Genomic DNA, 25389 nt, shown 5'->3' on the forward strand with positions numbered 1-25389 from the left:
CACGTACTCTTACAGAGAAGCAAGCTACGCGCAGCGTGCCGTAGGCAAGTGGTACGCCTTTCCGTAGGATAAGGGCGCTGAGTCAACGCATAGAGAAGTCTGAACGGTGGGGACACAGAGTTTTGTCAAGTAAATATTAAGAAATCAACAAATTTAATTAGTTTATGCTGCTTACCCTGGCTGAGAAAATCCTTGGCAAGCGTCAATAATACAGGATACTGTGCTGTTTACAAGGTTCTCCATCGTATGGAGACTGATTGCCGGTTCAGAAAACGGAAAATTCCAAAATATTTTTCCCTGAAAAGTTGTGACAGCTGCACAGAAAACACCTCCATAAGCAGCGAGCGATGGTATGAAGCTGATTTCTTCTATTTCGAGTGAACCGTAAACTCTGGGGATGTTTACTCGACCCACGTTGCTGACAGATACCGTCGCCAATACTTCATCAGGTCGTCTGAGAAGTGACTCGATATTATGACTGAACGTCAATACTCTGCTGAACACGTCGCCCTGCTCTAAACCAGCGTCAAGCTTTTGTTTTATATTCCGTGCTAATTCCCAGAATGATGTGTTTATTTGTAGGGTGTGAAATGATATTAGAGACGAAGTAAGCACTATCATGTTCTCATTGCTAACAACTGGTTTTAGACGTTGACGTAAATTAACAGCCGTTCGGCAGCTCACGCGCACATCATTAGTCTGACCTGCACTGATTTTTCTCACCACTGCAAATAGCATCGCTGCACAAAAAGCACCTTGCAGTGTTGTCTTCTCCTGCCTGCAAGTATTTATAAGCTGCTGAGTTAACTTGGCGTCTAGCTGTCTGTGGATAAAACCACAACGGCGTAACTCCATCGAAACACACTCCTCAAAACCCAAGGTTTCAACATTTAAAGGTTCTAGTTGGTGACACAGAGTTTCTTTCCTCAACCCATTTGTCGATTTAGGCAATAGCTCTTCGACGGGTGGAAGTGTGGGCAAGCTAATAACTTGAGTTATTGGCTGATTAGAACCAAAATTCTGGCAATATGTCAATATTTCTGAGTACAGTTGAAGGCATGACAAGCCATCTGATATGGCGTGATGCACTGTTAGGATTAGATAATTTACACATGATTCATTCATTGGCAGAACGAGTACAGCTCTGAGCAAATCTTTGCTGCTGTCAATTTTTTCATTCAGCTCTTCCAAAACGACATCAGTCCACTGTTCATTGTGTAACTTGTCTACAATACGCAAAGGAATCAAAGGTATCTCTCCAGTTTGAAAGCGGAGATTATCCAAGGAACCAACAATACAAGAATTAAGAAGAGGGTGACGACACTGTACAAGGTCTAGAGCCTGTCTGACCATTTCTGCATTTAGGGGGCCTTTGATGCGACCAACTGTTACAACTGAGAAACCTCCCGCATCACGATTTAAGGTTTCCATAGCTTTCTCTATGTTGCCAAGTTCTCTGTTGTCCATAGCGAATCCTCGGATTCCACACTCACGTTAATTTAGATGCGTTTGCCCTGGGGTTTTATCTGCAAACCTCAATTCGTGACACAGTTCAAAGGATAGAAGCTATAAAACCTCATCTTCTAAAGCTTGCCGGGCAATACGGGTAATATAAATCGTCACGGCGACTGTGGCAATTAAACCCAAAATCCGAATTGCCCATTGTAAAGTCGGGTTGGTAGGTTGAGCCTCAGTGCCAATCATGGCCAGATTACCTGCAAGGGAACCAATATAAACATACATGATGGTTCCAGGAATCATGCCTAGAGAGCCGATGAAGTAATCTTGAAGTGAAACTCCTGTGATGCCAAAGGCATAATTGAGCAAATTGAAAGGAAATATCGGGGACAATCGCGTTAACAGGACAATTTTTAATCCTTCTTTACCAACCGCTTGGTCAATGGCGGCAAATTTTTTGTTATCTGCGATTTTACTAGCAACCCAACCCCTTGCTAAATAACGTCCAACGAGAAAAGCTGCGGTAGCGCCAAGGGTTGCACCGATAAACACGTAGAGAGAACCCCAAACTGCACCAAAGATAACACCAGCTCCCAAGGTGAGAATAGAACCTGGGAAAAAAGCAACGGTAGCGATAATATAAAGGACAATAAAAGCTATGGCTCCCACCGCACCCAAGCTATCAATCCACTGTAAAGCTTCGCGTAAAATTGCTTGGGGATTGAAAGAATTGGAATTTGCCGATTCTTGTGCTAAAGCTGGGTCTGTGTTTAATGAAAAACTACTTGCCAATATTAGTAATATTAATACACTAAGGCTAAAAAACTGCTGGAAGTTTCTGGCATCAATACTTTTAACACTTCGGCTTCGCTCAGTGTTAAAGCCGAGCGGAGTCGTTCGCGTAGCGTCTCGCAGAGAGGCTTTAAATATCTGAATGATTGTTAGTTTTTTCATGAGTTGTTATTTCTTCTATTGCCACACTTTGAGCTAATGCTTTCTGAGCAATTTTTGTGATATATAAAGTCACTGCAACGGTAGCAATCAACCCAACTACTCGCATTATCCATTGCCAGAGTTGAGTTTCTGGAGTAATTGGTTGATGAGAAGTGTTAATCATGGCAAGATTACCAGCTAAAGAACCAATATAAACGTACATCACAGTACCGGGAATAATGCCGAAGGAACCTAATATATAGTCTTTGAGAGAAACTTGTGTTATCCCAAAAGCATAATTTAATAAATTGAAGGGAAAGATAGGCGAAAGACGAGTTAGCAAAACAATTTTCCATCCTTCTTTAGCAACTGCTAAATCAATCGCTTTAAATTTAGGATGTTTTTCCATTTGTCGAGAAACCCAATCTCGTGACAGGTAGCGTCCAATAATAAAAGCCAAGATTGCTCCAATTGTCGCAGCAATTAGCACATATATCGATCCCCAAAATACACCAAACAGACAACCACCTTTGAGGGTTAGGAGGGAACCGGGTATAAACAGTAATGTTGCCAAGTTGAAAATAACTATGTAAGCGATGGGGCCTAAAGCACCAAGACTGTGAACCCAAATGACTAAGGTTTGTAAAAGTCCCTGAAAGTTTAACTGTTTAGCAGCAATTATTAGAGTGATAATCAGGCAACTTAGCAGTAGTAGTTTGAGTTTGGAATTTAATAAACGCTTGTTCATTTTTATCAGTTTCACCCTCAGAGGCTCAATGTTGACCTTTTGAGGTTCAACTTTGACCTTTTGAGGCTCGACGTTGACCTTTTGAGGCTCAACTTTGACCTTCTGAGGCTCGACGTTGACCTTCTGAGGCTCGACGTTGACCTTCTGAGGCTCAACTTTGACCTTCTGAGGCTCAATGTTGACCTTTTGAGGCTCGACGTTGACCTTTTGAGGCTCGACGTTGACCTTCTGAGGCTCAACTTTGACCTTCTGAGGCTCAAATTTAAAATTTACACCTCAAATCCAATGTCCCTAAGATATACTACCCACATGAGAAACAGCTTAAAGCCTCTTAAATTTTTCTCGACGATACCAGCTACAAATTCGCTCAGGTGAAACGCCGAGCAAATAAGCAATAATTACTATTTGATTAAGTAAAGTAGTTTTCAATACTCCCTTTTGCAACCATCTACGGGCTGAGGTGACAACTGGTGTAGAAATAATTACAATATGTCCGATGCCTTTTAAACGACGCATGAGTTCAAAGTCTTCCATGATAGGCAATTCGGGAAAGCCGCCTATTTGCTGAAAGACTTCCTTTGTTAAAAAAATTGCTTGGTCGCCATAAGGCATTTGGTAAAAATGCGATCGCACATTTACTCCCCACTCCACCCATCGTAAACTTAAAAGTGACGCATCAATCCGCAACTTAAAAGCACCAGCCACAATCCCAGGCTGTTGTAGTGCTGTGGAAATCATCTCATCAAACCCAGTTGGCAAACGAGTATCTGCATGGAGAAATAACAGAATCTCGCCGCTAGCCGCTACAGCACCCGCGTTCATTTGCACAGCACGACCGGGAGATGATGAAATAACTTTGACATTTAAAGACTGAGCGATCGCTACAGTATCATCACTAGAGCCACCATCGACTACAATGACTTCTATATTTATACTGCCTTGAGTAGTAGCAATGGCTTTTTTAATATTCCCCGCTTCATTAATAGCCGGAATAATAATCGAAATTTTGGCTGCGTCAATACTCTCACTCATGATTGCTGAGTTTTCTTTTCCGGTTGGTCAGGAAATGAACACTCTACCGTTACCTTCAGATTGCTTTCAGCCGTGCCTTTAGTCACGTAAGGTATACCTGCTTCACCGCCAACTTTGATGCCAAATTCAAGAGTGACTTTATCAATATTAGCAACAGGGATTTTCTTAAAAGCATTCAGTGAATAAACAGTGTAAGCCCGAATTGTACCTTCAATTGCTTGGAAATTTTGCACTATCTGTTTTTGTGCAGCATCAGCATCCCATCCCTTATCAATTAGCGCTTCTTCTTCTCCCTCTGGAGAAACTTCGGTAATCACTGGTGGAGCATCTACATTATTTGTAGCCTCAATGTAAATAATCGTGCCATCTTCTAACTGAATAGGTGTGAGTTGAGTCATGGGATAAATCTCGCCTAAAAGAATTGTGTCTAGGGTAGCCCAGCGGTGCTTATCTACAAAATTTTACGGAAAATGCGGTAAATTTCTTGTAGAAGCTGGAAATAATTCGGCACAACTATCATAGGGCTTTGCAGGATGAGTCGAGACGCTTTGGTGGTGGGAATTAATACGTATGACCGCTTAAAATGTCTCAACGCACCAGCTGCCGATGGTGAAGCGATCGCTCAAATCTTACAACAATATGGTGAATTTCGGGTAACGCGGCTACCAGCAGTCAAAGACAAGGAAAATGAGACGATTCGCATTGGTAAGCAAACTAAAGTTAGTTTAACTCAGTTAGAAAGAGCGATCGTCCAATTGTTTAAGCCAGATGGGAAGCCGCCAGACACAGCGCTACTCTATTTTTCTGGTCATGGATTGCGGAAAAATCTAGGGATTCAGGAAGGCTTTTTAGCGACAAGTGAAGTCAACCCCGATGCGGGGAATTGGGGACTATCTCTACAATGGCTGCGGCGACTGCTGCAAGAAAGTGAAGTCAGACAACAAATTGTGATTTTGGATTGCTGTTATAGCGGAGAGGTGCTAAATTTTGCAGAGGCAGATCCAGGCGATCGCGGTAAAGGTAGAGACAGATGTTTTATTGCGGCTTCTCGTGATTTTGAAGTTGCTTTTGAAGAGATTAACAGCCAACACAGCGTTCTCACTGCTGCACTGCTCAAAGGTTTGGAACCAAAACAAGACCGTTGGGTGAGTAACTACACCTTAGTAGACTTGCTCAATCAAGAACATCACCCATTCCCCCAGCGTCCCATATTTGCTAACTCTGGTGAAGCAATTAATCTCACCCGCAAATGGAATTCCTCTCCTGTTAACTCCACAGTACAAATATCAGCTATTTGTCCTTACAAAGGGTTGTCTTATTTTGATTGCACAGAAGCAGATGCTAACTTATTTTATGGCAGAACAGCGTTAACCGACGAATTATTAGAAAAAGTGCGATCGGGTAATTTCCTCGCTGTGTTGGGAGCATCAGGAAGTGGTAAGTCTAGTGTTGTCAGAGCGGGTTTACTTTATCAATTAAAGTTAGGGCGTAGGTTATCAGGTAGCGAAACTTGGCAGTTGAAAATATTTCGACCAGGGATTAATCCCTTACAAAATTTAGCACTGGCATTTGTAGAATCGGATTTATCAGATATTGAACGAGCCTCACAATTAGCAAAAGCAGAAGAATTAATTGCTAAAGGTGCAGTCGGTTTAGGACAGTTGATTACTGCTGCACAAACTCAGCGCGTCGTGTTAGTGGTAGACCAGTTTGAGGAAGCTTTTACTCAATGTCAAGACATTACAAAACGACAACAGTTTTTTGAATGTGTGCTAGGTGCTTTACAACGGGATGACAATAAACTCTGCCTAATAATCACAATGCGGGCTGATTTCTTTGGCAAATGTCTGGAACAAGAGTATGGCGGACTAGCTAAGAAGATTCAAGAGCATTTAGTAACAGTAACACCGATGAATCGGGAGGAATTAAAAACAGCAATTATCAAACCTGCCCAACAAGTGAACTTAGCAGTAGAACCGGAATTAGTTTCTCAAATGATTGCAGATGTAGAAAATTCGCCAGGAAGTTTACCGTTGTTGCAGTACACGCTGACAGAACTATGGCAGCAAAAAACTGAAGAACTGTTAACCCTGACTACCTATAGCAAACTAGGTGGAGTTAGAGGAACTTTGCAAACACGCGCTACAGAAGTTTATGAATCATTATCACTTGAGGAACAGCAAGCAACAAAGCGGATTTTTTTAGAATTGACGCAGTTGGGAGAAGGAACAGAAGATACGCGCAGACAAATTTTTCAACAAGATTTAGTTAGCTCAAAGCATCCAGAAGCTGTGATTAAGAAGGTAATACAAGGGTTAGCAGATGAGAAGTTAGTTGTCACCAGTACTTTAATTGAGAAAGGGTTAGGTTCCGGTCAAGTTGCTGTGCTTGATGTGGCTCATGAAGCATTGATTCGACATTGGCCGCTATTACGCAAATGGATTGAAGAAAGTCGGGACATACTGCGACAAAAGCGAAAAATAGAAGCGGCAGCTATTGAATGGCGAGATAGAGCAAAGGTGAAAGATTATCTCTTTCAGGGAAAACGTTTGATAGATGCAAAGCTTTTCGAGAAGGCACAAGCTGACAACTTAAAATTATCAGACCTGGCTATTGAATTGATTCAGACAAGCATCAGATACAAACAGACTAATCGCTTTAAATCAATAGTTTTTTTCTTCATAGCACTGGTTTTATCCGTATATCTAAGCTTTGCAGTTGAAAAACAGTTAAGGATAATAAATCTTTGGCGAACCATCGATAATGCTAAGGGAAAAAAGTATGTCAGAGCAAAAATTAAAGCTCTTGAAAAGTTGGTAGAAGCTGGTGAGAGTCTAGCTAACAAAGATTTTAGCAGTGCTGAACTCAACGGTGCTGACTTAAGCAATGGGAACCTCAGCAGTGCTTACCTTAGCAATACTTATCTAAGCGGTGCCTTTCTCATCAGTACTAACCTCACTCGTGCCAACCTCAACAGTGCTTATCTCAGGGGTGCTGACCTTAGCAATGCCAACCTCAACAGTGCTTACCTCATCGGTGCTAACCTCAGCAGTGCTAATCTCAGCAGTATTAAAATTAGCAATGCCAACCTCATCGGTGCTAACCTCAGCGATACCAACCTCATCGGTGCTAACCTCAGCAATGCCAACCTCAGCAATGCCAACCTCAGCAATGCCAACCTCAACAATGCCAACCTCCAACGTGCGAACCTCAAACGTACCGACCTCAGCAGTGCCAACCTTAGAGACGCCGACCTTAGTTATGCACTTTACACCAAGGAAACTAAGTTTCCCCAGAAGATAAATCCTGCTGACAAGCAAATGTATATGATTGGTTCTAATGTCAAGCTCAGTGGTGTTGACCTTAGCAATGCCGACCTCAGTGGTGTTGACCTCAGAGGTGCCAACCTCAGCAGCACTAACCTCAGAAATGCTGATCTCAGTTATGCCGACCTCAGCAGTGCCAACCTCAAGGATGCTGACCTCAGACGTGCTAGCCTCAACAGTGCCAAGCTGAACGGTGTCGACCTCAGAGGTGTTAACCTCAGTAGTGCTAACTTCAGCGGTGTCGACCTCCGCGGTATTAACCTCAGCCGTGTTAAACTCAGCGGTGTTAACCTCAGCAATGTCGACCTCCGCGGTGTCGACCTCAGCCTTGCTAACCTTAGCGGTGTTAACCTCAGCCTTGCTAACCTTAGCGGTGTTAACCTTAGCAGTGCTAATCTTAGCGGTGTTAACCTTAGCAGTGCTAATCTTAGCGGTGTTAACCTTAGCAGTGCTAACCTTAGCGGTGTCGACCTCAGCGGTGCCAACCTCAGTGGTATCAACCTCAGTAGTGCCAACCTCAAGTACACCAAAAACCTTACTACTGAGCAAGTTAAATCTGCTAATGCCAATAGTTGGAAGAAGGCAATATACGACGAGGATTTTCGTGCCAAGCTTGGTTTACCACCAGAACCAGTTAAGTAAATACTTTAGGTTGCGTTTTTACTTCTACCCAATCCCGCAATGCAACTTTCGGCAAACTTTTTATACATCATTATTCGACTAAAATTAGTTGTTTTGCGATCTTCGTTTACGTGTATGGCAAAACAAAAATATTTATTTGTCAGAGCGAGTAAAGCGACCGCAACACTCAAAGATTGCTTTACTGGCAATGAGTTTTTATAATTAAGCGATCGCAGCAAACAAAGACAAACCCTACATCTAGTCTGAAAAAATGGTGTTCAAGAGCGATCGCTCTTTTCGGAGATTGCATTGCTGGCAATGAGTTTTTATAATTAAGCGATCGCAGCAAACAAAGACAAACCCTACATCTAGTCTGAAAAAATGGTGTTCAAGAGCGATCGCAACATTCAAAGATTGCTTTGCTCGCAGTAAGTTTTTATAATTAAGCGATCGCAGAACCCTGAAGTCACTTCCGGGAATTCTGCATCTAGTCTGAAAAAATGGTGTTAACTGATAACTGTCAACCACCAAGTATTATGTATAACTACAATCCCTTAGACTGCCTACCTTCATCGGCGGAATTACCAGATTCTGATGATACCCCTGTGGATAACGAACTACAAATATTAATTCCTAATTTATTGTTAGCCATCTTAGCCTCGATTTGGCAAACCCGTGATGACTGGTTTTTCGGTATCAACATGGGAATTTACTATACACCATTACAACCAGCTATAGTCCCCGATGGGTTTTTGAGTTTAGGTGTTGAACGTTTTGTTGGAGAAAACGGACGTTCTAGTTACGTTTTCTGGGAAGAAGAAGGGATTACGCCCATTTTAGCTTTAGAAGTGGTTTCTCAAACCTACAATGGCGAATATGAACAAAAGAAAATAGATTATGCCCAATTAGGCATTTTATATTACGTCATTTATGCACCAACGCGGCTACGTCGTAAGCGTCAACGATTAGAAGTTTATCGCTTAGTTGAAGGTAAGTACACTTTACAACTCGGCGACCAAATTTGGATGCCAGAAATTGGTTTAGGGATTGGACGAGAACAGGGTACTTATCAAGGAAGAACACGAGAATGGCTGTTTTGGTATGACCAAAATGGTAACAGATACCAAACTCCAGAAGAGATAAACGCACAACAGCAACAACAGTTAGAACAAACTCAGCAGCAGCTTCAAGAACTTTTAGCCAGATTACAACAACAAGGAATTGACCCAAATTTACTATGAACTACCCCTAGCTCAAACTTTCGCACAACCAGAGATAGTTCATTATCTTAACTGCGGTTATCTATCTGAGCGCGTTGCAAACTTCCAGAGAAGTCAACATAGACACTTTTCCACTCTGTGAAAACATCCAAAGCTGTAGTTCCAGCTTCGCGGTGTCCGTTACCGGTTTGTTTCACACCACCAAATGGCAAGTGTACCTCTGCGCCAATAGTTGGGCCGTTAATATAGGTGATACCTGCTTCGATGTCACGCATAGCAGTAAAAGCCCGATTGATATCGCGGGTGTAAACTGAAGAAGAAAGACCATAATTGCTATCGTTGAGAATTGCGATCGCATCCTCAAAGGAGCTAACTTCAATTAATGCCACTACTGGCCCAAATATCTCTTCACGGGCGACGCGCATATCAGGAGTTACATCATCCAAAATAGTTGGTTGAAAAAAGTAACCGTTTTTTAATGAGCCTTCACTAGCAATTTCCCCACCAATTAAAACCTTTGCCCCTTCCTCACGAGCAATATCCAAATACTTGCTCACCTGTTGGAGTTGCTTTTCATTGACAATCGGGCCAATATCTGTATTTGGATCGGTTCCAGCACCCAAGCGTAACTTACTGGTACGCTCATAGAGCATCGCAGTAAATTTTTCTTTGATATCACGATGCAAAATCAGCCGACTGGTAGCCGTACAGCGTTGCCCAGTTGTCCCAAATGCTCCCCACACAGCACCATCGAGAGCAAGTTCCAAATCGGCATCTTCCATCACCACTTGAGCATTTTTACCACCCATTTCCAAACAGACACGCTTGTGAGTGCGTCCGCAAGTCGCGCCGACAAAAGCACCCGTTTCTGAGGAACCGGTAAAGGATACTAAATCAACATTGGGATGCTCAACTAAAGCTTTCCCCACCTCTTCTCCCACACCATGCACCAAGTTAATTACTCCTGGTGGTAAACCTGCTTGTTGAAAAATCTCAATCAATTTAGTTGCACAGGCGGAAGTATCTTCAGCAGGTTTGAGAATAACTGTATTGCCACATACCAAGGCTGGCATAGCTTTCCAGCAAGGAATTGCCACAGGAAAATTCCAGGGAGTAATTAAAGCACAGACTCCGATGGGCATCCGCACAGTCATGGCAAATTTATTGGACATTTCCGAAGGTGTGGTTTGCCCAAATAGTCGCCGTCCTTCGCCAGCACTGTAAAAGGCACAGTCAATACCTTCCTGCACATCTCCCCTGGCTTCCGTCAGAGGTTTACCCATTTCCCAGCTGATTAATTGGGCAAGTTCTTCTTTATGCTGGAGTAATATTTCCCCAACACGAAAGATGTATTCTGCCCTTGCTGGGGCCGGGACTTTGCGCCAACTGCGGTAGGCTTTACGGGCGGCGGCTACCGCTGTATCTACATCCTTAACTTGAGAACGCGGAAATGTGGCTACGACTTCGGTTTTATCGGCAGGGTTGCGACTTTCGAGGGTTGCTTCTCCTACAGCACTCAACCATTGACCGTCTATATAATTACGGCAAGATAGCGGAGTTGTCATTTTGAAAATCTCCGATGATCCACTGAAACTTGTGTATTAAGTTTGCTTGCTTTCTAGGTTATCCTCAAGTTTAGGAAATTGGCGCGATAAGCAAATATCTATATAAAAATTAAGGCACTAACGCTAACACCCCAACAGGAGAACCAGAACCACCACGTAATCTTAGAGGTGCGATCGCTAGAGTAGTACCTTTAGGTGGCAGTTGATCCAAATTTGTTAGATTCTCTAACACAATGCGCGGTTGTTCTAAAACTAGGCGGTTAATCGTAAAACTGTTATCCTGTCCGGGGTCTACACCATGAGTATCAATTCCTACCCCAACTATTTGCCGTTCATTAAGTAAAAATTGAGTTGCATCGCTGCCAAATCCGGGAAAGTGGGGAATCCCTTGAGCATCATGATTGAGGAATGCACTTTTATCTAACCACTTTTTTTGCCAACCAGTATTCAATATAACTACGCAGCCAGCAGAAATTTCACCGTATTCTGCCTCCCAAGCCAAAACATCAGCAACAGTCAGGGCATAATCAGGATTAACTGCTGTAGCTTGGCAAACGTTTATAACTACCGCAGGTACAACCAAAGACTGGGCTGGATATTGGTCAATTCCCACAGCAGAACTATGAAAACTGTTAGGGGCATTGATATGGGTAGCGCTATGTTCCCCCAAGGAGAAACGCCGCAGGTAATAACCATCATTATTTAGTTCAGCCACAGTCTCAAATTCTACTGTCGGATCTCCAGACCATTGGGGAATATCTATGTCAATTACATGACTTAGGTGGATAACGCGTGTGTAGGTGATACTATTTTGACTTTGGGGTTGTATCATCCCAGCCTTCTATATTATTTTCACTCAGGGATTTTTTATAAGGTGCGTAGGTGCAGTTCATTGTGTACATTGTCTGGGTTGACTATGCCTACGCAAAGATAGCACTACCATTACAACGTTTTTCAAACCTAATTCCCTATATTAGAATAAATAATCCCCTCAATTCCTGTAAATTTTAGGTTATTGAGGGGGTTAAAATGTTGCAGCAAAAAGTGAGTTGATCTTAGTTAACAACTATTAGGTTAAGTTTTAATTAAGTTTAGATTAAAATTAGACATCTCTAGAAATTAAATATGCGTTATCTAGAATCCTTCAAGAGACGTAACAGTGCTACGTCTCTACATTTTTTCACTTTTATCTCTATTGCGTGATATCTATGTTGAGGGTTCTTGCTTTAGTGGAATCATTACAATAAACTCGGCTCCTTCTCCTGGTGCTGAAATACAATGGATCTTTCCACCGTGTTTTTGGACTACAATTTGGTAGCTAATTGATAATCCCATACCTGTACCTTTACCCACAGGTTTTGTCGTGAAGAAAGGGTCAAATAGGCGTTTGCGTACTTCTTCACTCATCCCTGGACCATTGTCAGCAACTCTAATGATTACATAGTCTTTTTGAATGAGGCTGCGAATGTGAATTTGTGGGAAAGTCATTTGTCCTTGGTCATTTGTTTTTTGTTCAATGTTGTTTACTAATGACATAGGTGCAACTCTTGGAGACGCTACGCAAACGCCTTTTTGCAGGGTATGACTATTGACATAGGCGCTTTGCCTTCCCGCAGAGTATGACTCTTCTAAAGCATCGATCGCATTTGTCAATACATTCATAAACACCTGATTCATCTGTCCGGCGTGACAGACTACTGGTGGTAGATTGCCGTAGTCTCGAATTACTTGGATTTCGGGATGTCCTGGTTTGGCTTTGAGGCGATTTTGCAATAGCAACAAAGTGCTATCCATCCCTTCATGAATATCCACTGCTTTTGTACCGTCTTCATCAAGGCGAGAAAAATTGCGTAAAGATAGGACAATCTGCCGAATGCGTTCGGCTCCCATCTTCATCGACTCCAGAATTTTGGGTAAATCTTGCTTGAGAAAGTCTAAATCAATGGTATTGATTTGTCGATCGATCTCTGGTGTTGGTGGGTAGTAGCTCTGTTGATATAGTTCTACTAAGTACAGCAAATCCTTAGTATATTCACTGGCGTGGCTAATATTGCCGTAGATGAAATTGACGGGATTATTGATTTCGTGGGCAATACCTGCAACCAATTGTCCTAAACTGGACATTTTTTCAGTTTGAATCAGTTGCGTTTGAGTTTGTTGAAGTTCTAACAGTGCTGCTTCTAGTTGCTGGGCTTTGTCTTGGGCAGTTTGGGCGGTAATGCGGCTTTGGGTGTAAAGTTTAGCTTGGTCAATAGCGATCGCTAGTTGAACTGTAACTGCTTTCAGTAATTCTACTTCGTTGTTCAGCCAAGGGCGAAAGCCACTACAATAACCACAGCTAAATGCACCAATTTCACCAGATTGAGTGTGTACAGGTAGCGCCATAAAGGCAGTAAAACCAAAATCCTGCAAAAATTTCTGTGCTATGGAATCGCCCACAGTTTCAGTATCATCAATGCGGATGATTTCTCCGTTCAAGGTTTTGGCTGCGATTAGTTTGATTTCGGCATGAGTTGCTTCTTGTTGATTAAGCAGACATGGTAAAAAGGAACTTTTCGCCTCATAGACTCTTTCCCAGTATGGTACATCAGCGTCTTGCCGATACCAAAGGAAGGCGCAGCGATCGATCTGAAATAAGTTATGAATCTCCTGCACTGCGGTTTCTACAATGTGATTGAGATCCAAAGAAGCTCGAATCTGATTAGAAAGACGATTGAGGAGTGCTTCTCGCTGAGCGCTTTCTCTAAGTGCTATTTCTGCTTCTTTACGGTCAGTAGTGTCATAGCAAATACCAACGAAGTACAAAACATTGCCATTAGCATCTTTAATAGCAGATGAGTTGCTTGTATGCCATCGCCAATTACCATTTTTGTGTTTAACTCGATATTCAATTGCCTCTTGTTTCTTGCCTGTTGTCAAAATTCTTTGGAAATAATCGGCACAGATATGCACATCGTCAGGATGTATGAAGGGAATAAAAGATTTGCCTTCAACCTCTGCAACCTCATGCCCAAAAATCTCAGTCCAGTTAGGAGAAACGTAGGAAAATATCCCTTCAAGTGTCAGCGCAAAAATAATGTTGTTGGCGTTTTCTACAATGCTGCGGAACTTGGCATCACTTTCTATTAAAGCTGCTTGGATGTTGTCGCTGGTGTCGCGGACAAGAACTATAATTTGCTGGTCTGGTAATGGTAATAACCTAGCTTCAAAATTATTGTTTTCTCCTGGTTGCGGTAAGGTATATTCAAAACTGACTTCATATTGAGTTTCAAGTACTTGATTTATTGCTTGGTGGAAGCGATCGCTTACAGCAGTCGGTAAGCATTCTCGTAAACTCTTGCCCTGACAATCTCCTGGTAGAATATCCAAACTCTCCATCAATCCTTGCTTGTAATCCAGAATACTTCCGTCAGCATCAAGACGAAAGTATGAATCAGGAAGTACTTGCAAAATCGCGGCAAATTCTGATGTTTTTTGGCGTAATTGTGCTTCAACTGCTTGGCGTTTGCGAATTTCAGTTTGCAGTTGCTCTAATGCTTTTGCTAATTCTGCCGCCCGCTCTCTATCTGTAATTTTACGTAAGCGGCGAGAGGAATTTGTCGATAGCAAGCAGCTTTCTGTTACGGAAGGTTGACCGATCCCTATCCGCACTTCTGTTAGATCGATACAATAACCGATGTAACCGACAAAGCTACCATCTGCCGCAAATCGTGGCGCGGCTGTATCTAAAATCCAGCGATATTCACCATCAGCTCGACGCAGGCGATATTGCCTCTGGAAGGAATCATACATCGCAAATGCTCTCAGGTATATATCTTCACATCGCTGTCTATCTTCTGGATGGACGCTGCCAGTCCAAATATTGCCTATTTCCTCTTCTCGCGCAGATGCAGACGCGGCTTTTGTTAGATGTGTTCCAGTAAATTTCAGCCAATTAGAATTGAAGTAACAGTAAAGTGCATTACATCCAGACATCCAAATCATCAGAGGAGCAATATCCGCCTGCTGGCAGAATACTTTTTCATCCTGTTGTATTTCTTCCTCTTCTACTATGATTTGTTTAACGTAGCTCTGCACCTTTTTAGAAAACACTTTTGCCTGCCTGCTCTGCCTAAATTATTAAGGTAATATGCTGAAAATACAATTTCTTAATACATGGATATAATCTTGTTTATGCCAACCTGCTATCGATCTTAATACTTTATTTATTTTTATATATGCAGCAATTCCTCTTTTACTGTAAATAAATTAAAAAAATGCTGAAGTTATCATTAAGATTAACTTCAGCACTTTGTGTGAAATTTAAACTATATATATTCAGAGAGCTTGTTTGACTTTGTTTATTTTTGAAGTCACCGATCAATTTATCTTAGCTATGTAATTGCATTGCTCAAAAACCTAATTTAGCTTTACGGAAACTATATGATTCTCTGCAAGGCATTTACATCTTTATAAGAAATTCACAATAATCAAGAATTTCATCCAAAATAAATATTGATTTTTTATCAAGAAGAATTCAGCATGAATTAAAATCTGGCTGATGGATCTATCTTGCTTAAAATAATGCAGTATAAAAAAGTTTAATAACTACATCTGTATTCAGCAGATTTGGTTGAATTAGAGGTATAAAAACCAACCCTATTTATTTGTAATTGGGGATAATGATGAATGTATTGTTTTTTATTGTTATCAACAAAAACTAATTTTTCAAAATTGTGTTGACTCGTCAAAATGCCTTATATAGCAATCTTATCTGAGTGACGATCGATCTAGGTGATGACGAACTGTCTTTCTACAAGACACTACATGTAGCTTGCTTCCTCGTAGGGTACGCGTAGCATCTTTTAGAAAAGTATGCCAATAAAAAGAGAACAAATCTCACGAATGATTTAGGATTGCTATAGCAAAATCACAAATTAAATGAGAGAAATGCTAAATGTGATATCAACTGGTCGTAACAATGCCTGGTAATCGCATTTTATATGTTATAAAGCTCACAGAAATTAATGTTAGGCGGAAACTACTTTATGGAACCAGATAAACTGGGCCGTTTTAAGGAGTACGGCGAATTCATCCTCCGAAAGATAGATTCTGTGCCCCAGTACCCTTCTAAAGAAGAAGATTGGGTTCCAGCTAGTCTTGATGACTGTCTTCTCCGTTTGCGATCGGCTGCCCAGAAAACCGTAGACCTGGCAACTTCGCCTGTCAAAATTGGGGTGATGGGAGAATTTAGTAGTGGAAAAACCTTACTTTTAGGCAGTCTAATTGGATATGCAGATGCTTTGCCAGTCAGTGAAAACCCCACTACAGGTAATGTTACCGCCATACATATTATCCCGCAGGACGATTTTGCAACGACGCAATTAAGTAATTTTACAGTAGAGTATCTTTCCCATGAGGGCGTACATGAGTGTCTACGCTTCATGCTAGGGGAAGCCAATAAACGAACAACAGCAGCAGGGCTTCCTCCGATACCAGTATCGAAACTCAACTCTGGGACAGATATTATTAGCTGGTGTGAAGAAGCGTGGAATAGCAGTAACAATTTAGAGCTACGTTATTTACTTCGGGAGTTGGTATTATTCCTGCGGGCTTATCAGGCTTATGGGGAAGTTATGTGTGGTGGGCACTACCAAATTGATGCGGTGACTGCCCGTGAGGGGCTACAGCTAGTCGAACAGCCAATGGCAATCCAAACTCTGAAATTTGAGGATCTACCCCCAGCGCATATTCGATTACCGAGTCCACCCCAGAGGCTACCAACAAAGTTATTGCAAAACAGTTTCCCACTAATTCGCCGCGTCGATATCGATGTGAAAATCTCACGGGAAATTTGGGATTTTGCAGATGCAGCTAAATTTATTCTCATCGACTTTCCAGGATTAGGGGCTGCTAATTCCGGGGCTAGGGATACCTTCTTGTCATTGCGGGAATTGGCAGAAGTACAGACAATTCTGGTTTTGCTAAATGGTAAATCTCCTGGGAGCGATCGCGCCAATAAAATCTTCACCATGATGCAGCAGCAGCGACCGGGACAAGACCTGAAAGATTTAATTCTCGTCGGTGTGGGTCGCTTCGATCAACTACCTCTAGACAGCGAGGGTGGCGAAAGAGAACTTGACCATCTGATTGAAGATAGCCATTTAGAAGAGGAAACGGTTCTCCAAAAACTCAAAGTTTTGCAAACTACCATTGACGGTGCAGCAGCATTTACAACCCAAAAAGACCGCATTGTTTTACTGTCGCCACTGTTGGGATTAGCTGAATTGGCAAAACGTTCTACTACAGTCAAAGCTGGCTCACCAGAGTTTTTAGCTAACTTAGATTATCCTGATTATTTAGATCGGTCTAAACGGCTACAACAGAAATGGGAGCTATTAAGTGAACGGTTGATAGAATTTAACACCCGTAGCTATTTGGGCAGACAGCTAGGTTACTTTAGTCAAGATGGCGGACTTAGTAAGCTGCGCGAATTGATTCAAACTCACGTAGCTACTCATGGTCTGAAGCAACTGCATGAAGATACTAAAAGAGCTGCTGATGTGGTGAGTCAGCAACAAGATCACTTAAAAGACATCATAGATGAAATTCACGAGCAAGGTATCCCCACAGGCGATAGTCCCGCTTTTATAGAATTGCGCTTTGTGGTCGAAAGCTTGGATAAAATCTACCGAAATTTTCAAAAAGATATCGGCAAAGAACCACTTAAAGATCGGCGCGGTGTTGTTGTCAGCGATGTAGTAAAAGACGAACTTACTTTTAGAATTCTTAATTGGAACCAGTGGACTTTACTCTTCAACAAAGCCAATAATGGAGCGATCGCTCTGGCAGAATCTAAAGGTGCAGCTGGTAAATTATTCGATCGGGGAAACCGCGTAAATACTTCCCTACCAACTAAGAGTGATGATTTTTATCCAGTATTTGAAAAAACCGTTAAAGAAGTAGAAGATTTTGCCCGCGATCGCATCCATCAAGCCGTGGTAGATTTGTTGAGCCAATTATCAAATTATATAGCCCCAGAACGCGAACAATTGCAGGCATTTTTCCATCCAGAAATGGAACAAGAAATCGAAGAAAAATTTGGTTTTGAAGATGCCGATCTCTTTTACAAATTATTGCTAGGATGCGACCCTAACGAATGGAAAGAAGCAATTATCTCAGAAATTACTAGTAAAGACAAAACTGTTGCACCCGAAATTATCTTTCCTTTAGCACGTCAAGACGATAAACATAACGTTGGTCAAATCTTTGATTGGGCTCCAGAGAAAAGCCAAGGCTTACCTAGATCGAGCAATCACCAACTTTTAGTACTGCGACTGCGAGATGAAATTACTGCTAGCGCCAGCCTCCATCTCGTGCAGTATGTCAGCGAAGTTAATCAGCAAATTAATTCCGAACTAGAAGGCATTTTGGATCAAATTATTCCTAGTCTGCAAAACCTTTCAAAAAAAGAAACTTTGCTAAGATATTTGGCAGCTGGGGAATTGCCATCTGAGATCCAAATTCCTACTTGGTTGCAGATTATTTCTGAAATGGCGGCTGTTTCTCTCTCAGACGATTTAGATTTGAGATGACCCGATCGCATAGAGATATGAGGATGTATTTGTGAGACGTGATGCGATTTTTTATACAATTTTCAAGCGTGTCCCAGGATTATTTTTCGAGTTAGTAGAACAGCCACCACCTGAAGCTGCTAGCTATCGCTTTGAATCAGTAGAAGTTAAAGAACCTACATTTCGGATTGATGGGGTATTTTTACCTCCACCGGATGCAACATCTCAGACGATCTTTTTTGCTGAGGTACAATTCCAAAAGGATGACTTACTGTACCATCGCTTTTTCTCAGAATCCATGCTGTATATGTATCGCAACCCGTCGCTTTACGATGACTGGTACGGGGTAATTATTTTACAGTCTCGCAGCTTGGAACCGGAAAACACCACTATTCATAGATCGTTACTGAACAGTTCTCAAGTACAACGAATTTATTTAGATGAGTTAGGTAGTCCTGATGAGTACAAAGTAGGTATCAGTTTGATGCAGTTGACTATTGCCTCAGAGACTCAAATGCTTCAGGATGCGAAACGTTTAATTGAGCGAGTGCAACAAGAGCAGATAACTGTCTTGGCTAAGAAGGAGATAATAGATGTAATCACAACAATTGCAGTTTATAAATTCGCAAACTTAAGTCGTGAAGAGGTAGAAGCAATGTTAGGAGTTAAGTTAGAAGAAACTAGGGTTTATCAAGAAGCTAAACAAGAGGGACGAGAAGAAGGACGAGAAGAACTAAAACTTGAACTTGTATCTCGGTTCTTAGCTCGTGGTATGTCGATGGAAGAGGTTGCCCAGTTACTTGATTTAACTATCGAACAAGTAAGACTTGCAACTGAGCAAGAGTCTTCAACATCAACTTAGTAACTACCGTAATTTTCATAGCAATGCCTAGTTTGAGCTACGCCTACGTCCTTTCATATAAAAGCGTAGGCGTAGATATCGTGCCAAATAAAAAAGCCTGTGCTAAATAAAATCAGTGGTACAAGACCAAAAATTAAAAGTTTTTAACATCAAGACTTTATAAATTTGTCATTTTATGATGTGACACTAAAGTTTTTAGCCAGCTATAAAATAAACAACAGATAGTGAATACTATAATGAACCCTTTCCAATTGAATAACTATAGCGATCGCGAACCAAGCGAGAAACAACAAAAAAGATTTCCCGGATGGTTTGCTTTAGATTTTGGTACGTCGAATTCGACAGTCACACTTTTTGATCCAATTGAAGTACCGATCGCAGAAATTTTACCCAAAGAACAAGAAATGCGGTTGCGCGATCGCTTATCGCAATGGCTAAGTTCTCCCGCCTCTGTAGCTTTACCAGATGTCAGTGCTGATGATTGGGCAAAATTTATCACAGAAATTAGCAAAAATTTGGAGATAGAACCCAGCCGATTGAGTGAAGTTTTTGAAAGTGATAATAAAGAGCGATTTTTGGAAGCAATTCGCCAAATTGAACTTTCTTTAGGAAACAGTGAGAGATTCCGCCGTGCTGTCAGCAAAAAACTTTACCAAATTTATCATGAGGTGTTCCGCGTCCCTACTCTAGAGTCGCAAAATCTGATCCCAGTTGTGCTAGATATCGATCGCCGCGATACGGAAATTCCCAGCGAGTCGGAAATTTCGCACTTAGGGGATTTAAAACTGCGGATGGGAAGAGAAGCTAGAGATAACCGAAAAAAAGCGATCGCTCAAGGTACAAGCGGTTCTTTAAAGGAAATTATCAGCAGATTTCACCATTCACCCAAACGCTATTTTGGTCAGGAGCGATCGTTTTCAGTTATTTTGGATGGCGAAGAAGAAACAATTACTGCCAACCAACTGATTCAATCTGCTTGGGCGCATTTAATCGAGTTAACTGAAGACTACCGCCAACACGCACGACGCAGATTTTCTGAGGGAGACTTTTTAACAGCAGTTGTTACCTACCCAACAGTCGCCCCACCTGTTGTTCGTAAAGAAGTTAGGGAATTAGTTGAGCAGTTGGGAATCGATGATGTACAAACTGCTTATGATGAAGCCGTTTCTGTAGCAATATTCTTTTTATGGAGAGAATTTGGTGGTAATCTCAACATTGGCATCGAGTCATTTAAAACCCGTTGTCGCCAAGTAGGAAACAAATGGTCACAAAATGTCCTCGTCTTGGATATCGGCGGCGGAACCACAGACTTAGCTTTAATTGAACTGACTTTAGAAGATAAAACTCCTAATTTTGCAGATTATGAAGACCGAGGTTTAGGAGGACGTTACTATAAACTTACTCCCAAACTATTAGGTTCATCTGGTCATTTACAGCTAGGTGGTGAGTTAATTACACTTCGAATTTTTAGATTATTAAAAGTTGCGATCGCAGACTTTTTATTGACAGCAGTCACAATAGGCGATCTAGAAAATGAAAAGCTAGAAGATTTAATTAACTCGGAGTTAAACGAGCGCTTTTTAGAACAAGGCAAATTTAAAACTGGCAGTCTTTTAAAATGTCTGGATAGAGAGAATCCTGAAGGTGATATTTCTTATAAAGATGCTCTTGACACTGCCGAGAAAGTATTACCCACCCGTTGGCAACAAGCACCACAACGTCTGCAATCTTTTTATATTCTCTGGGATTATGCAGAAGCAGCTAAACTGAAACTTGGGCAAAAGCCACCAACAGAGAATTCTCTATTAACCTTCACACTTTCTGAGCAGCAAATTTCCGAATTGCTTACCCAAAGCGCTGTTAAATTACAAGTCAAAGATCCAAATAACATCTGCATCACCTTAGATAACCAGCAATTTGAACGAGCCGCCGCTTCGGGAATTAAAGAAGCGATCGGAATTGCCAAAGGATTAATGGAAAGTCGTTTGCGCCCCGACGATCTCACCAAAGATTCTTGGAATTCCCAAAAAGTTGATTGGTTAATTTTATCTGGTAAAACTTGTAATTTAGACGTAGTGCAGCGCCAAATCTACCAAGAATTTAGTAAATCTCCATATTTTGTTTGGAATCCAGAACGCATTACCTTTGTATTGGAATTTACCAAGCTAGCCACATCCGCCGGGGCTTGCTATGCCGAAAAGTTACGAAGATTGAGATTCGATCCAGAAGAGTCTAAAAGCTTGTTGCGTAAGGGAGCCAACCAGCTAGAAATTGATGTCAAAAACCTGTTTTATTATTTGCCCTGCAACTTCAAACGCAAAACCCAAAGCAACGATTTACTAACTATATTCAAAGCCGGACAAGAACTCTATCAACTCGCACCTTGGGAAACTGTTGCTAAAGTTCGTACTCATTGGCAAGGCATACAATTAACTAATATTATTTACCGTCAAGATTACGAAGAAGGAGATTTACGACTATGGGGAAGCTTTGACGGCAAAAACCTCATGAATCAACTGGAGATGCAAGAAGCAGAGTTTCTGAAAAAAATTAAAGTTCAGTTTGAGATTGACCAAACCCTCGAATTTAACGTATTGCTTTGTCAAGGAAATCCCCATTATTTGATTGATATTTCTGGCATTGATTTAGAATCGGTAGTTTCAGAAACATCAGCGCTATTTGCTGATGGTAAATTAAACTGGAATATTGCTGTAGAACGCTTCAATAAAGACTTAAATGATGGTGATATTGCCGTCAATGTGATTGAGTCAGCAACTGTCGATCAACCAGATGCCTATCATCTTGTATTTGAAGTTGGAAATGATGGTAGTAAAATGTTTCACAAATTTCATTATTTGCGCGATGGGGTGACGCAACCAGGAATTGGGTTAATTAGTAATCCCTTACCTCCATTCCCACAAACTGGCCAGCACACCTTCTATGTTTATCAAACAGATGCCGAAACCAACAGCAAAAAATGGATAAGAATTGGCGCACTCAGTAAACCAGATGTGACAACAGATTATCCTTGTCAATATCGTGTAACTCTCGACGATCGAGGTATTCTAAGGATGCACGCTGGTGAAGTCCCTTACTGGACATCACAAAATCAAGAATGCCTGAAAGAAGAAGGATGTGTTTATCGTGCTGAATTAGAATTGCAACCTAATGAAGTTGACAAAGAACGCGATCCATTTTGCGGCATACATTAACTCTTGCATTTAACCTCTGCGTTAAAAAAAATTAATATTTTTAAACGAAAAAGGGCGCAGAAGTTTGTCAAGCTTAATTCGCTACGAATCACATACAGGTAATATTTGGAGGTGATATTCATGCAGCACTTGCGTCAATTATTAGAGATAGAAAACTCAGAGTTAGCCCGATTACTGCGGTTTAGTTTGTATGGACTAGAAGCTACTTTGAATCAAGCTCGCACAGAATTACCACTAGATCCAGGATCTAAAATATGTGATGATGTGCTGCAAGAACTTCATAACCTCTTACAACCTGCACCCCCACAGCAAAATACTGGTTGGGAAGATACACAAGATGAGTTAAAACTAAATCACCTTCGAGAAGCTTTTAATTCTGACTCAGAACTCAGTTATTATCTGGGTAATTCCCAACTGCAAAGCCAAACAGACTCAGACTTGTGGAATGAGATTCAACGCAAACTGCTACGAGTCCCAGAGGATTTGGCGGCAACTTGGCGATCGCGCACTTTAGATTTAGCTCAAGAAGTTGGTGCGATCGCAGATAATTCTAACCTTTTTCAGCTTCCCTTTATCCGCGACGAAATTATCTACCCTGGACTTAGTGGAACTGTTCAAACTCAGGGATTGTGCTTATATCAACAAGCACTTTCAAATCCTCTAGCTACTCAAGGCAATGCATCTGATTTACCAGCAGCATTCCTATTTTTATATATGAATTTTATCGAAATAGATCCAGATTTACATCACGCTTTAAAGAGCGTTTTTAGCTTCGATGTCGTTTCCTTATACTCCAAACCAGAACAGCGCGATCAATATATTGATGCTTTAAGCGATCGCTTCCAACGCACCCAAAAAGCAGAAAAAAACACCGATCCCCTGTCAATTCTCCGTGCTTGGATTGACATGGACGAAGCGATACATTCCTTAGTATTCGTTCCACCGGCTGAACGCTATTCTTGGTGGGGAAAGCTACAACATGAATCACGGCGCATCCTGAAGAAAGTTGCTGACGAAGCTATTAATGCAGGAAATGAAGTGCGAATTCGCCAATTATCAGGACTTTATGCAGATATCTGTGCTTCATCCAAGGATGACTTACAACTAGACTGTGGTGGTATTCCTGGCGAAGTCTTAACTTGTCTTCGAGTATATGCGCGAATTAATCAAGAAGAATCTCCGGGCCGTGTAATATTTCGCTCATCACGGTAGTTCCTGGCAAATTTTCTAATTCTTGAGATTATGAGGCAAGGCAGACAATTTTACTAATCCCCGCCTTGCCTCATAATCTAATGAAGCTAAAAACGTTTAAATTTAGAGAATGCCCCAGAAGTGTAAAATCCCTTGGCCAGAAAACACTTCAAGCGCAACGGCAGATAAAAAACCAATCATTGCAAAACGACCGTTCCAATTTTCGCTCTGAGGAGTGAAGCCCCAGCGTAAAGCATTAGGATCTTCTGGAACCGAAGCCGTAGTCTTCTTAACGTCTGCCATAAATAATACTCCGAGCTTTTATGTTGTAACAGTTATAACTGCCTGTAAAGTAATGTAACAGACTTTTACGAAATTGCAACATAAACTCTAGATAAAATTTATAGGCAAATATTACGGGTACGTATTTTTTATTTTGGATAGTTTGCGATCGCTTATGTACAGCGACAAATAAAAAGTCACTGTACAATTTAATAGCAGAGTTGAAGAAAAGCAGTCGTCGTGGTCAAAAGACATCTGAGGATCGACAACAATCTGTCATCAGAAACACGTTTTGAAACTCAGCCAACAATAAAAGCCAGCAGTGAAACTGAGAAATTACGTAAATTACGTGAAAATAGTAGGAAAGGCAACAGAAAAAATCAACAGCTAACAGCACAGCAACAAGAGGATATATCAGTGTCACAAAAACCGTTAGAGTGGACAAGGCTTCAGTCTTGTCCACTCTACTCAGCTATGCTTGCTCCATCCTTAGTCTGATACCCGACTCCATGTAGGAGCGATTAACTGCCCAGCCAATCCTCCTTTTTGACCAATCGCAAAAACCTGAGTTGCTAGGAGTATTCTTCCTTTTTTCTCAGTTTCGGAGATTATAAAATTATATTTAACCGTGCCGGTAGAGAAAGGGATCGTAGCAACACCTGTACCATTTGTTGCTACCGAATAAGTTCCATTCGCCACTAGGGGAAGATCGTTAATGTTTCTAGAACAATTAGGAATGGGATTGCCACACGGTAAGTTCGCTATGAGATCCACAGTTAGTCCACCTTTTCCATCGAAGGTTATCGGTCCTAAGCTGGCAACATTAGCACTGTTGTTGACATAGGCATAATTTCCCTGAAGACTGGCCTTTGTGAAAGTCTGATCGCTGGCCATAGCAGACTGAGCAGTGTAGATACCCAGTATGACCAAAATTACGGCCATTACCTTGAAAATATTCTTCATTTGAGCAGATTTATTTTGCATTTTTCTTGCCTCGCTCTAATAACTAAACATTAAGATTCTCCATTTGAGGCGTGACACAAAAGCTTAAAGAGTGGCTCAAGCGCAACCGCTACATGAAACGGTTAACTCTCTTGGCTGCTGTCAGATGTCAGCCAGTTGCAACAAAATTTTGCTCTGGCTGGAATAAATATAGGATTTCCCACCATTCAGATTTTGTCGCAGCCAAACTATTTATTAGACTGGTTTTATCGGTCTAATACCGCTAATTCGGATGATTAGACAGAAAAACCGCACTCTAACATCCCCAAATAGGCAATTACACTGTGATTAGTGGAAATACTACCACCACTAGGTGGATTAAACTGCAAAATTCCGTATTTCTTCCAATTGATATAACTGGTTATTATACATCAAGTAATCAGT

General features: G+C 41.4%; 18 protein-coding genes. 7 read left to right on the plus strand and 11 right to left on the minus strand.

The genetic code is table 11. The annotated features are described in order from the left end of the window. Window positions 1-171 precede the first annotated feature (171 nt). The 3 genes from V7K53_RS04765 to V7K53_RS04775 all read right to left on the minus strand — a co-directional run bounded on the left by V7K53_RS04765 (window position 172) and on the right by V7K53_RS04775 (window position 3139). A complete protein-coding gene (locus V7K53_RS04765; protein ID WP_335196483.1) occupies window positions 172-1467 on the minus strand; it encodes a phthiocerol/phthiodiolone dimycocerosyl transferase family protein in 1296 nt (431 codons plus the stop codon). A 99-nt stretch (window positions 1468-1566) separates the two neighbouring features. Next, on the minus strand, window positions 1567-2412 hold the full coding sequence (locus V7K53_RS04770) for a TVP38/TMEM64 family protein (RefSeq protein ID WP_335196484.1): 846 nt from the start codon (window positions 2410-2412) through the stop codon (window positions 1567-1569). Further along, a complete protein-coding gene (locus tag V7K53_RS04775) occupies window positions 2381-3139 on the minus strand; it encodes a TVP38/TMEM64 family protein (RefSeq protein WP_335196485.1) in 759 nt (252 codons plus the stop codon). Before V7K53_RS04775 ends, V7K53_RS04770 begins: the two co-directional genes overlap by 32 nt. Window positions 3140-3199: 60 nt before the next feature. Between V7K53_RS04775 and V7K53_RS04780 the strand changes: the two genes are divergently transcribed. Continuing rightward, a complete protein-coding gene (locus tag V7K53_RS04780) occupies window positions 3200-3514 on the plus strand; it encodes a hypothetical protein (protein ID WP_335196486.1) in 315 nt (104 codons plus the stop codon). Here V7K53_RS04780 and V7K53_RS04785 read toward each other — a convergent pair. Together V7K53_RS04785 and V7K53_RS04790 are read right to left on the minus strand one after the other, a co-directional pair. Then, window positions 3461-4171 carry a TIGR04283 family arsenosugar biosynthesis glycosyltransferase gene (locus tag V7K53_RS04785; protein ID WP_335196487.1) on the minus strand — a complete coding sequence of 237 codons (711 nt, stop codon included), beginning with the start codon at window positions 4169-4171 and terminating at the stop codon, window positions 3461-3463. The genes V7K53_RS04780 and V7K53_RS04785 overlap by 54 nt on opposite strands. After that, entirely contained in the window at window positions 4168-4569 is a 402-nt protein-coding gene (locus V7K53_RS04790; protein ID WP_292732579.1) for a CU044_2847 family protein, read from the minus strand. Before V7K53_RS04790 ends, V7K53_RS04785 begins: the two co-directional genes overlap by 4 nt. A 135-nt stretch (window positions 4570-4704) precedes the next feature. Between V7K53_RS04790 and V7K53_RS04795 the strand changes: the two genes are divergently transcribed. Continuing rightward, window positions 4705-8139: an nSTAND1 domain-containing NTPase gene (locus V7K53_RS04795; RefSeq protein WP_335196488.1), complete on the plus strand. Its 3435-nt coding sequence runs from the start codon at window positions 4705-4707 to the stop codon at window positions 8137-8139. Between the two features lie 237 nt (window positions 8140-8376). On the opposite strand, the gene V7K53_RS04800 is transcribed toward V7K53_RS04795, so the two are convergent. Further along, window positions 8377-8646 (minus strand): hypothetical protein, encoded by a 270-nt coding sequence (locus V7K53_RS04800; RefSeq protein WP_335196489.1) that lies wholly within the window; start codon window positions 8644-8646, stop codon window positions 8377-8379. Between the two features lie 8 nt (window positions 8647-8654). Between V7K53_RS04800 and V7K53_RS04805 the strand changes: the two genes are divergently transcribed. Next, window positions 8655-9359 (plus strand): Uma2 family endonuclease, encoded by a 705-nt coding sequence (locus V7K53_RS04805; RefSeq protein WP_335190216.1) that lies wholly within the window; start codon window positions 8655-8657, stop codon window positions 9357-9359. Between the two features lie 47 nt (window positions 9360-9406). On the opposite strand, the gene V7K53_RS04810 is transcribed toward V7K53_RS04805, so the two are convergent. From V7K53_RS04810 to V7K53_RS04820, 3 genes are all read right to left on the minus strand, one after another. Beyond that, window positions 9407-10903 carry an aldehyde dehydrogenase family protein gene (locus V7K53_RS04810; protein ID WP_335196490.1) on the minus strand — a complete coding sequence of 499 codons (1497 nt, stop codon included), beginning with the start codon at window positions 10901-10903 and terminating at the stop codon, window positions 9407-9409. A gap of 109 nt (window positions 10904-11012) precedes the next feature. After that, window positions 11013-11735, minus strand: a complete 723-nt coding sequence (locus V7K53_RS04815) for a cyclase family protein (protein WP_335196491.1) — start codon at window positions 11733-11735, stop codon at window positions 11013-11015. 374 nt (window positions 11736-12109) lie between these two features. After that, window positions 12110-14995: a PAS domain S-box protein gene (locus V7K53_RS04820; RefSeq protein WP_335196492.1), complete on the minus strand. Its 2886-nt coding sequence runs from the start codon at window positions 14993-14995 to the stop codon at window positions 12110-12112. A 935-nt stretch (window positions 14996-15930) separates the two neighbouring features. Between V7K53_RS04820 and V7K53_RS04825 the strand changes: the two genes are divergently transcribed. The 4 genes from V7K53_RS04825 to V7K53_RS04840 all read left to right on the plus strand — a co-directional run bounded on the left by V7K53_RS04825 (window position 15931) and on the right by V7K53_RS04840 (window position 23742). Next, window positions 15931-18477 carry a proteasome protein gene (locus V7K53_RS04825; RefSeq protein ID WP_335196493.1) on the plus strand — a complete coding sequence of 849 codons (2547 nt, stop codon included), beginning with the start codon at window positions 15931-15933 and terminating at the stop codon, window positions 18475-18477. A 31-nt stretch (window positions 18478-18508) separates the two neighbouring features. Continuing rightward, window positions 18509-19318 (plus strand): Rpn family recombination-promoting nuclease/putative transposase, encoded by an 810-nt coding sequence (locus V7K53_RS04830; protein ID WP_335196494.1) that lies wholly within the window; start codon window positions 18509-18511, stop codon window positions 19316-19318. Window positions 19319-19554: 236 nt separating this feature from the next. Beyond that, window positions 19555-22530: a molecular chaperone gene (locus V7K53_RS04835; RefSeq protein WP_335196495.1), complete on the plus strand. Its 2976-nt coding sequence runs from the start codon at window positions 19555-19557 to the stop codon at window positions 22528-22530. A 120-nt stretch (window positions 22531-22650) separates the two neighbouring features. Beyond that, window positions 22651-23742 carry a hypothetical protein gene (locus V7K53_RS04840; protein WP_335196496.1) on the plus strand — a complete coding sequence of 364 codons (1092 nt, stop codon included), beginning with the start codon at window positions 22651-22653 and terminating at the stop codon, window positions 23740-23742. Window positions 23743-23844: 102 nt separating this feature from the next. Here V7K53_RS04840 and V7K53_RS04845 read toward each other — a convergent pair whose 3' ends face one another. Next, on the minus strand, window positions 23845-24024 hold the full coding sequence (locus V7K53_RS04845) for a high light inducible protein (protein WP_109008463.1): 180 nt from the start codon (window positions 24022-24024) through the stop codon (window positions 23845-23847). Between the two features lie 468 nt (window positions 24025-24492). Continuing rightward, window positions 24493-24966 (minus strand): hypothetical protein, encoded by a 474-nt coding sequence (locus V7K53_RS04850; protein WP_335196497.1) that lies wholly within the window; start codon window positions 24964-24966, stop codon window positions 24493-24495. Window positions 24967-25389: the final 423 nt, after the last annotated feature.

The sequence above is a fragment of the Nostoc sp. genome (genome assembly GCF_036917355.1).
Taxonomy (GTDB): Bacteria; Cyanobacteriota; Cyanobacteriia; order Cyanobacteriales; family Nostocaceae; genus Nostoc.

Coding starts and splice junctions, on each gene's coding strand:
- V7K53_RS04815 (WP_335196491.1), bottom strand. CDS start 11,735: ATGATACAACCCCAAAGTCAAAATAGTATCACCTACACACGCGTTATC.
- V7K53_RS04825 (WP_335196493.1), top strand. CDS start 15,931: ATGGAACCAGATAAACTGGGCCGTTTTAAGGAGTACGGCGAATTCATC.
- V7K53_RS04775 (WP_335196485.1), bottom strand. CDS start 3,139: ATGAACAAGCGTTTATTAAATTCCAAACTCAAACTACTACTGCTAAGT.
- V7K53_RS04845 (WP_109008463.1), bottom strand. CDS start 24,024: ATGGCAGACGTTAAGAAGACTACGGCTTCGGTTCCAGAAGATCCTAAT.
- V7K53_RS04850 (WP_335196497.1), bottom strand. CDS start 24,966: ATGAAGAATATTTTCAAGGTAATGGCCGTAATTTTGGTCATACTGGGT.
- V7K53_RS04810 (WP_335196490.1), bottom strand. CDS start 10,903: ATGACAACTCCGCTATCTTGCCGTAATTATATAGACGGTCAATGGTTG.
- V7K53_RS04840 (WP_335196496.1), top strand. CDS start 22,651: ATGCAGCACTTGCGTCAATTATTAGAGATAGAAAACTCAGAGTTAGCC.
- V7K53_RS04790 (WP_292732579.1), bottom strand. CDS start 4,569: ATGACTCAACTCACACCTATTCAGTTAGAAGATGGCACGATTATTTAC.
- V7K53_RS04805 (WP_335190216.1), top strand. CDS start 8,655: ATGTATAACTACAATCCCTTAGACTGCCTACCTTCATCGGCGGAATTA.
- V7K53_RS04785 (WP_335196487.1), bottom strand. CDS start 4,171: ATGAGTGAGAGTATTGACGCAGCCAAAATTTCGATTATTATTCCGGCT.
- V7K53_RS04770 (WP_335196484.1), bottom strand. CDS start 2,412: ATGAAAAAACTAACAATCATTCAGATATTTAAAGCCTCTCTGCGAGAC.
- V7K53_RS04765 (WP_335196483.1), bottom strand. CDS start 1,467: ATGGACAACAGAGAACTTGGCAACATAGAGAAAGCTATGGAAACCTTA.
- V7K53_RS04835 (WP_335196495.1), top strand. CDS start 19,555: ATGAACCCTTTCCAATTGAATAACTATAGCGATCGCGAACCAAGCGAG.
- V7K53_RS04795 (WP_335196488.1), top strand. CDS start 4,705: ATGAGTCGAGACGCTTTGGTGGTGGGAATTAATACGTATGACCGCTTA.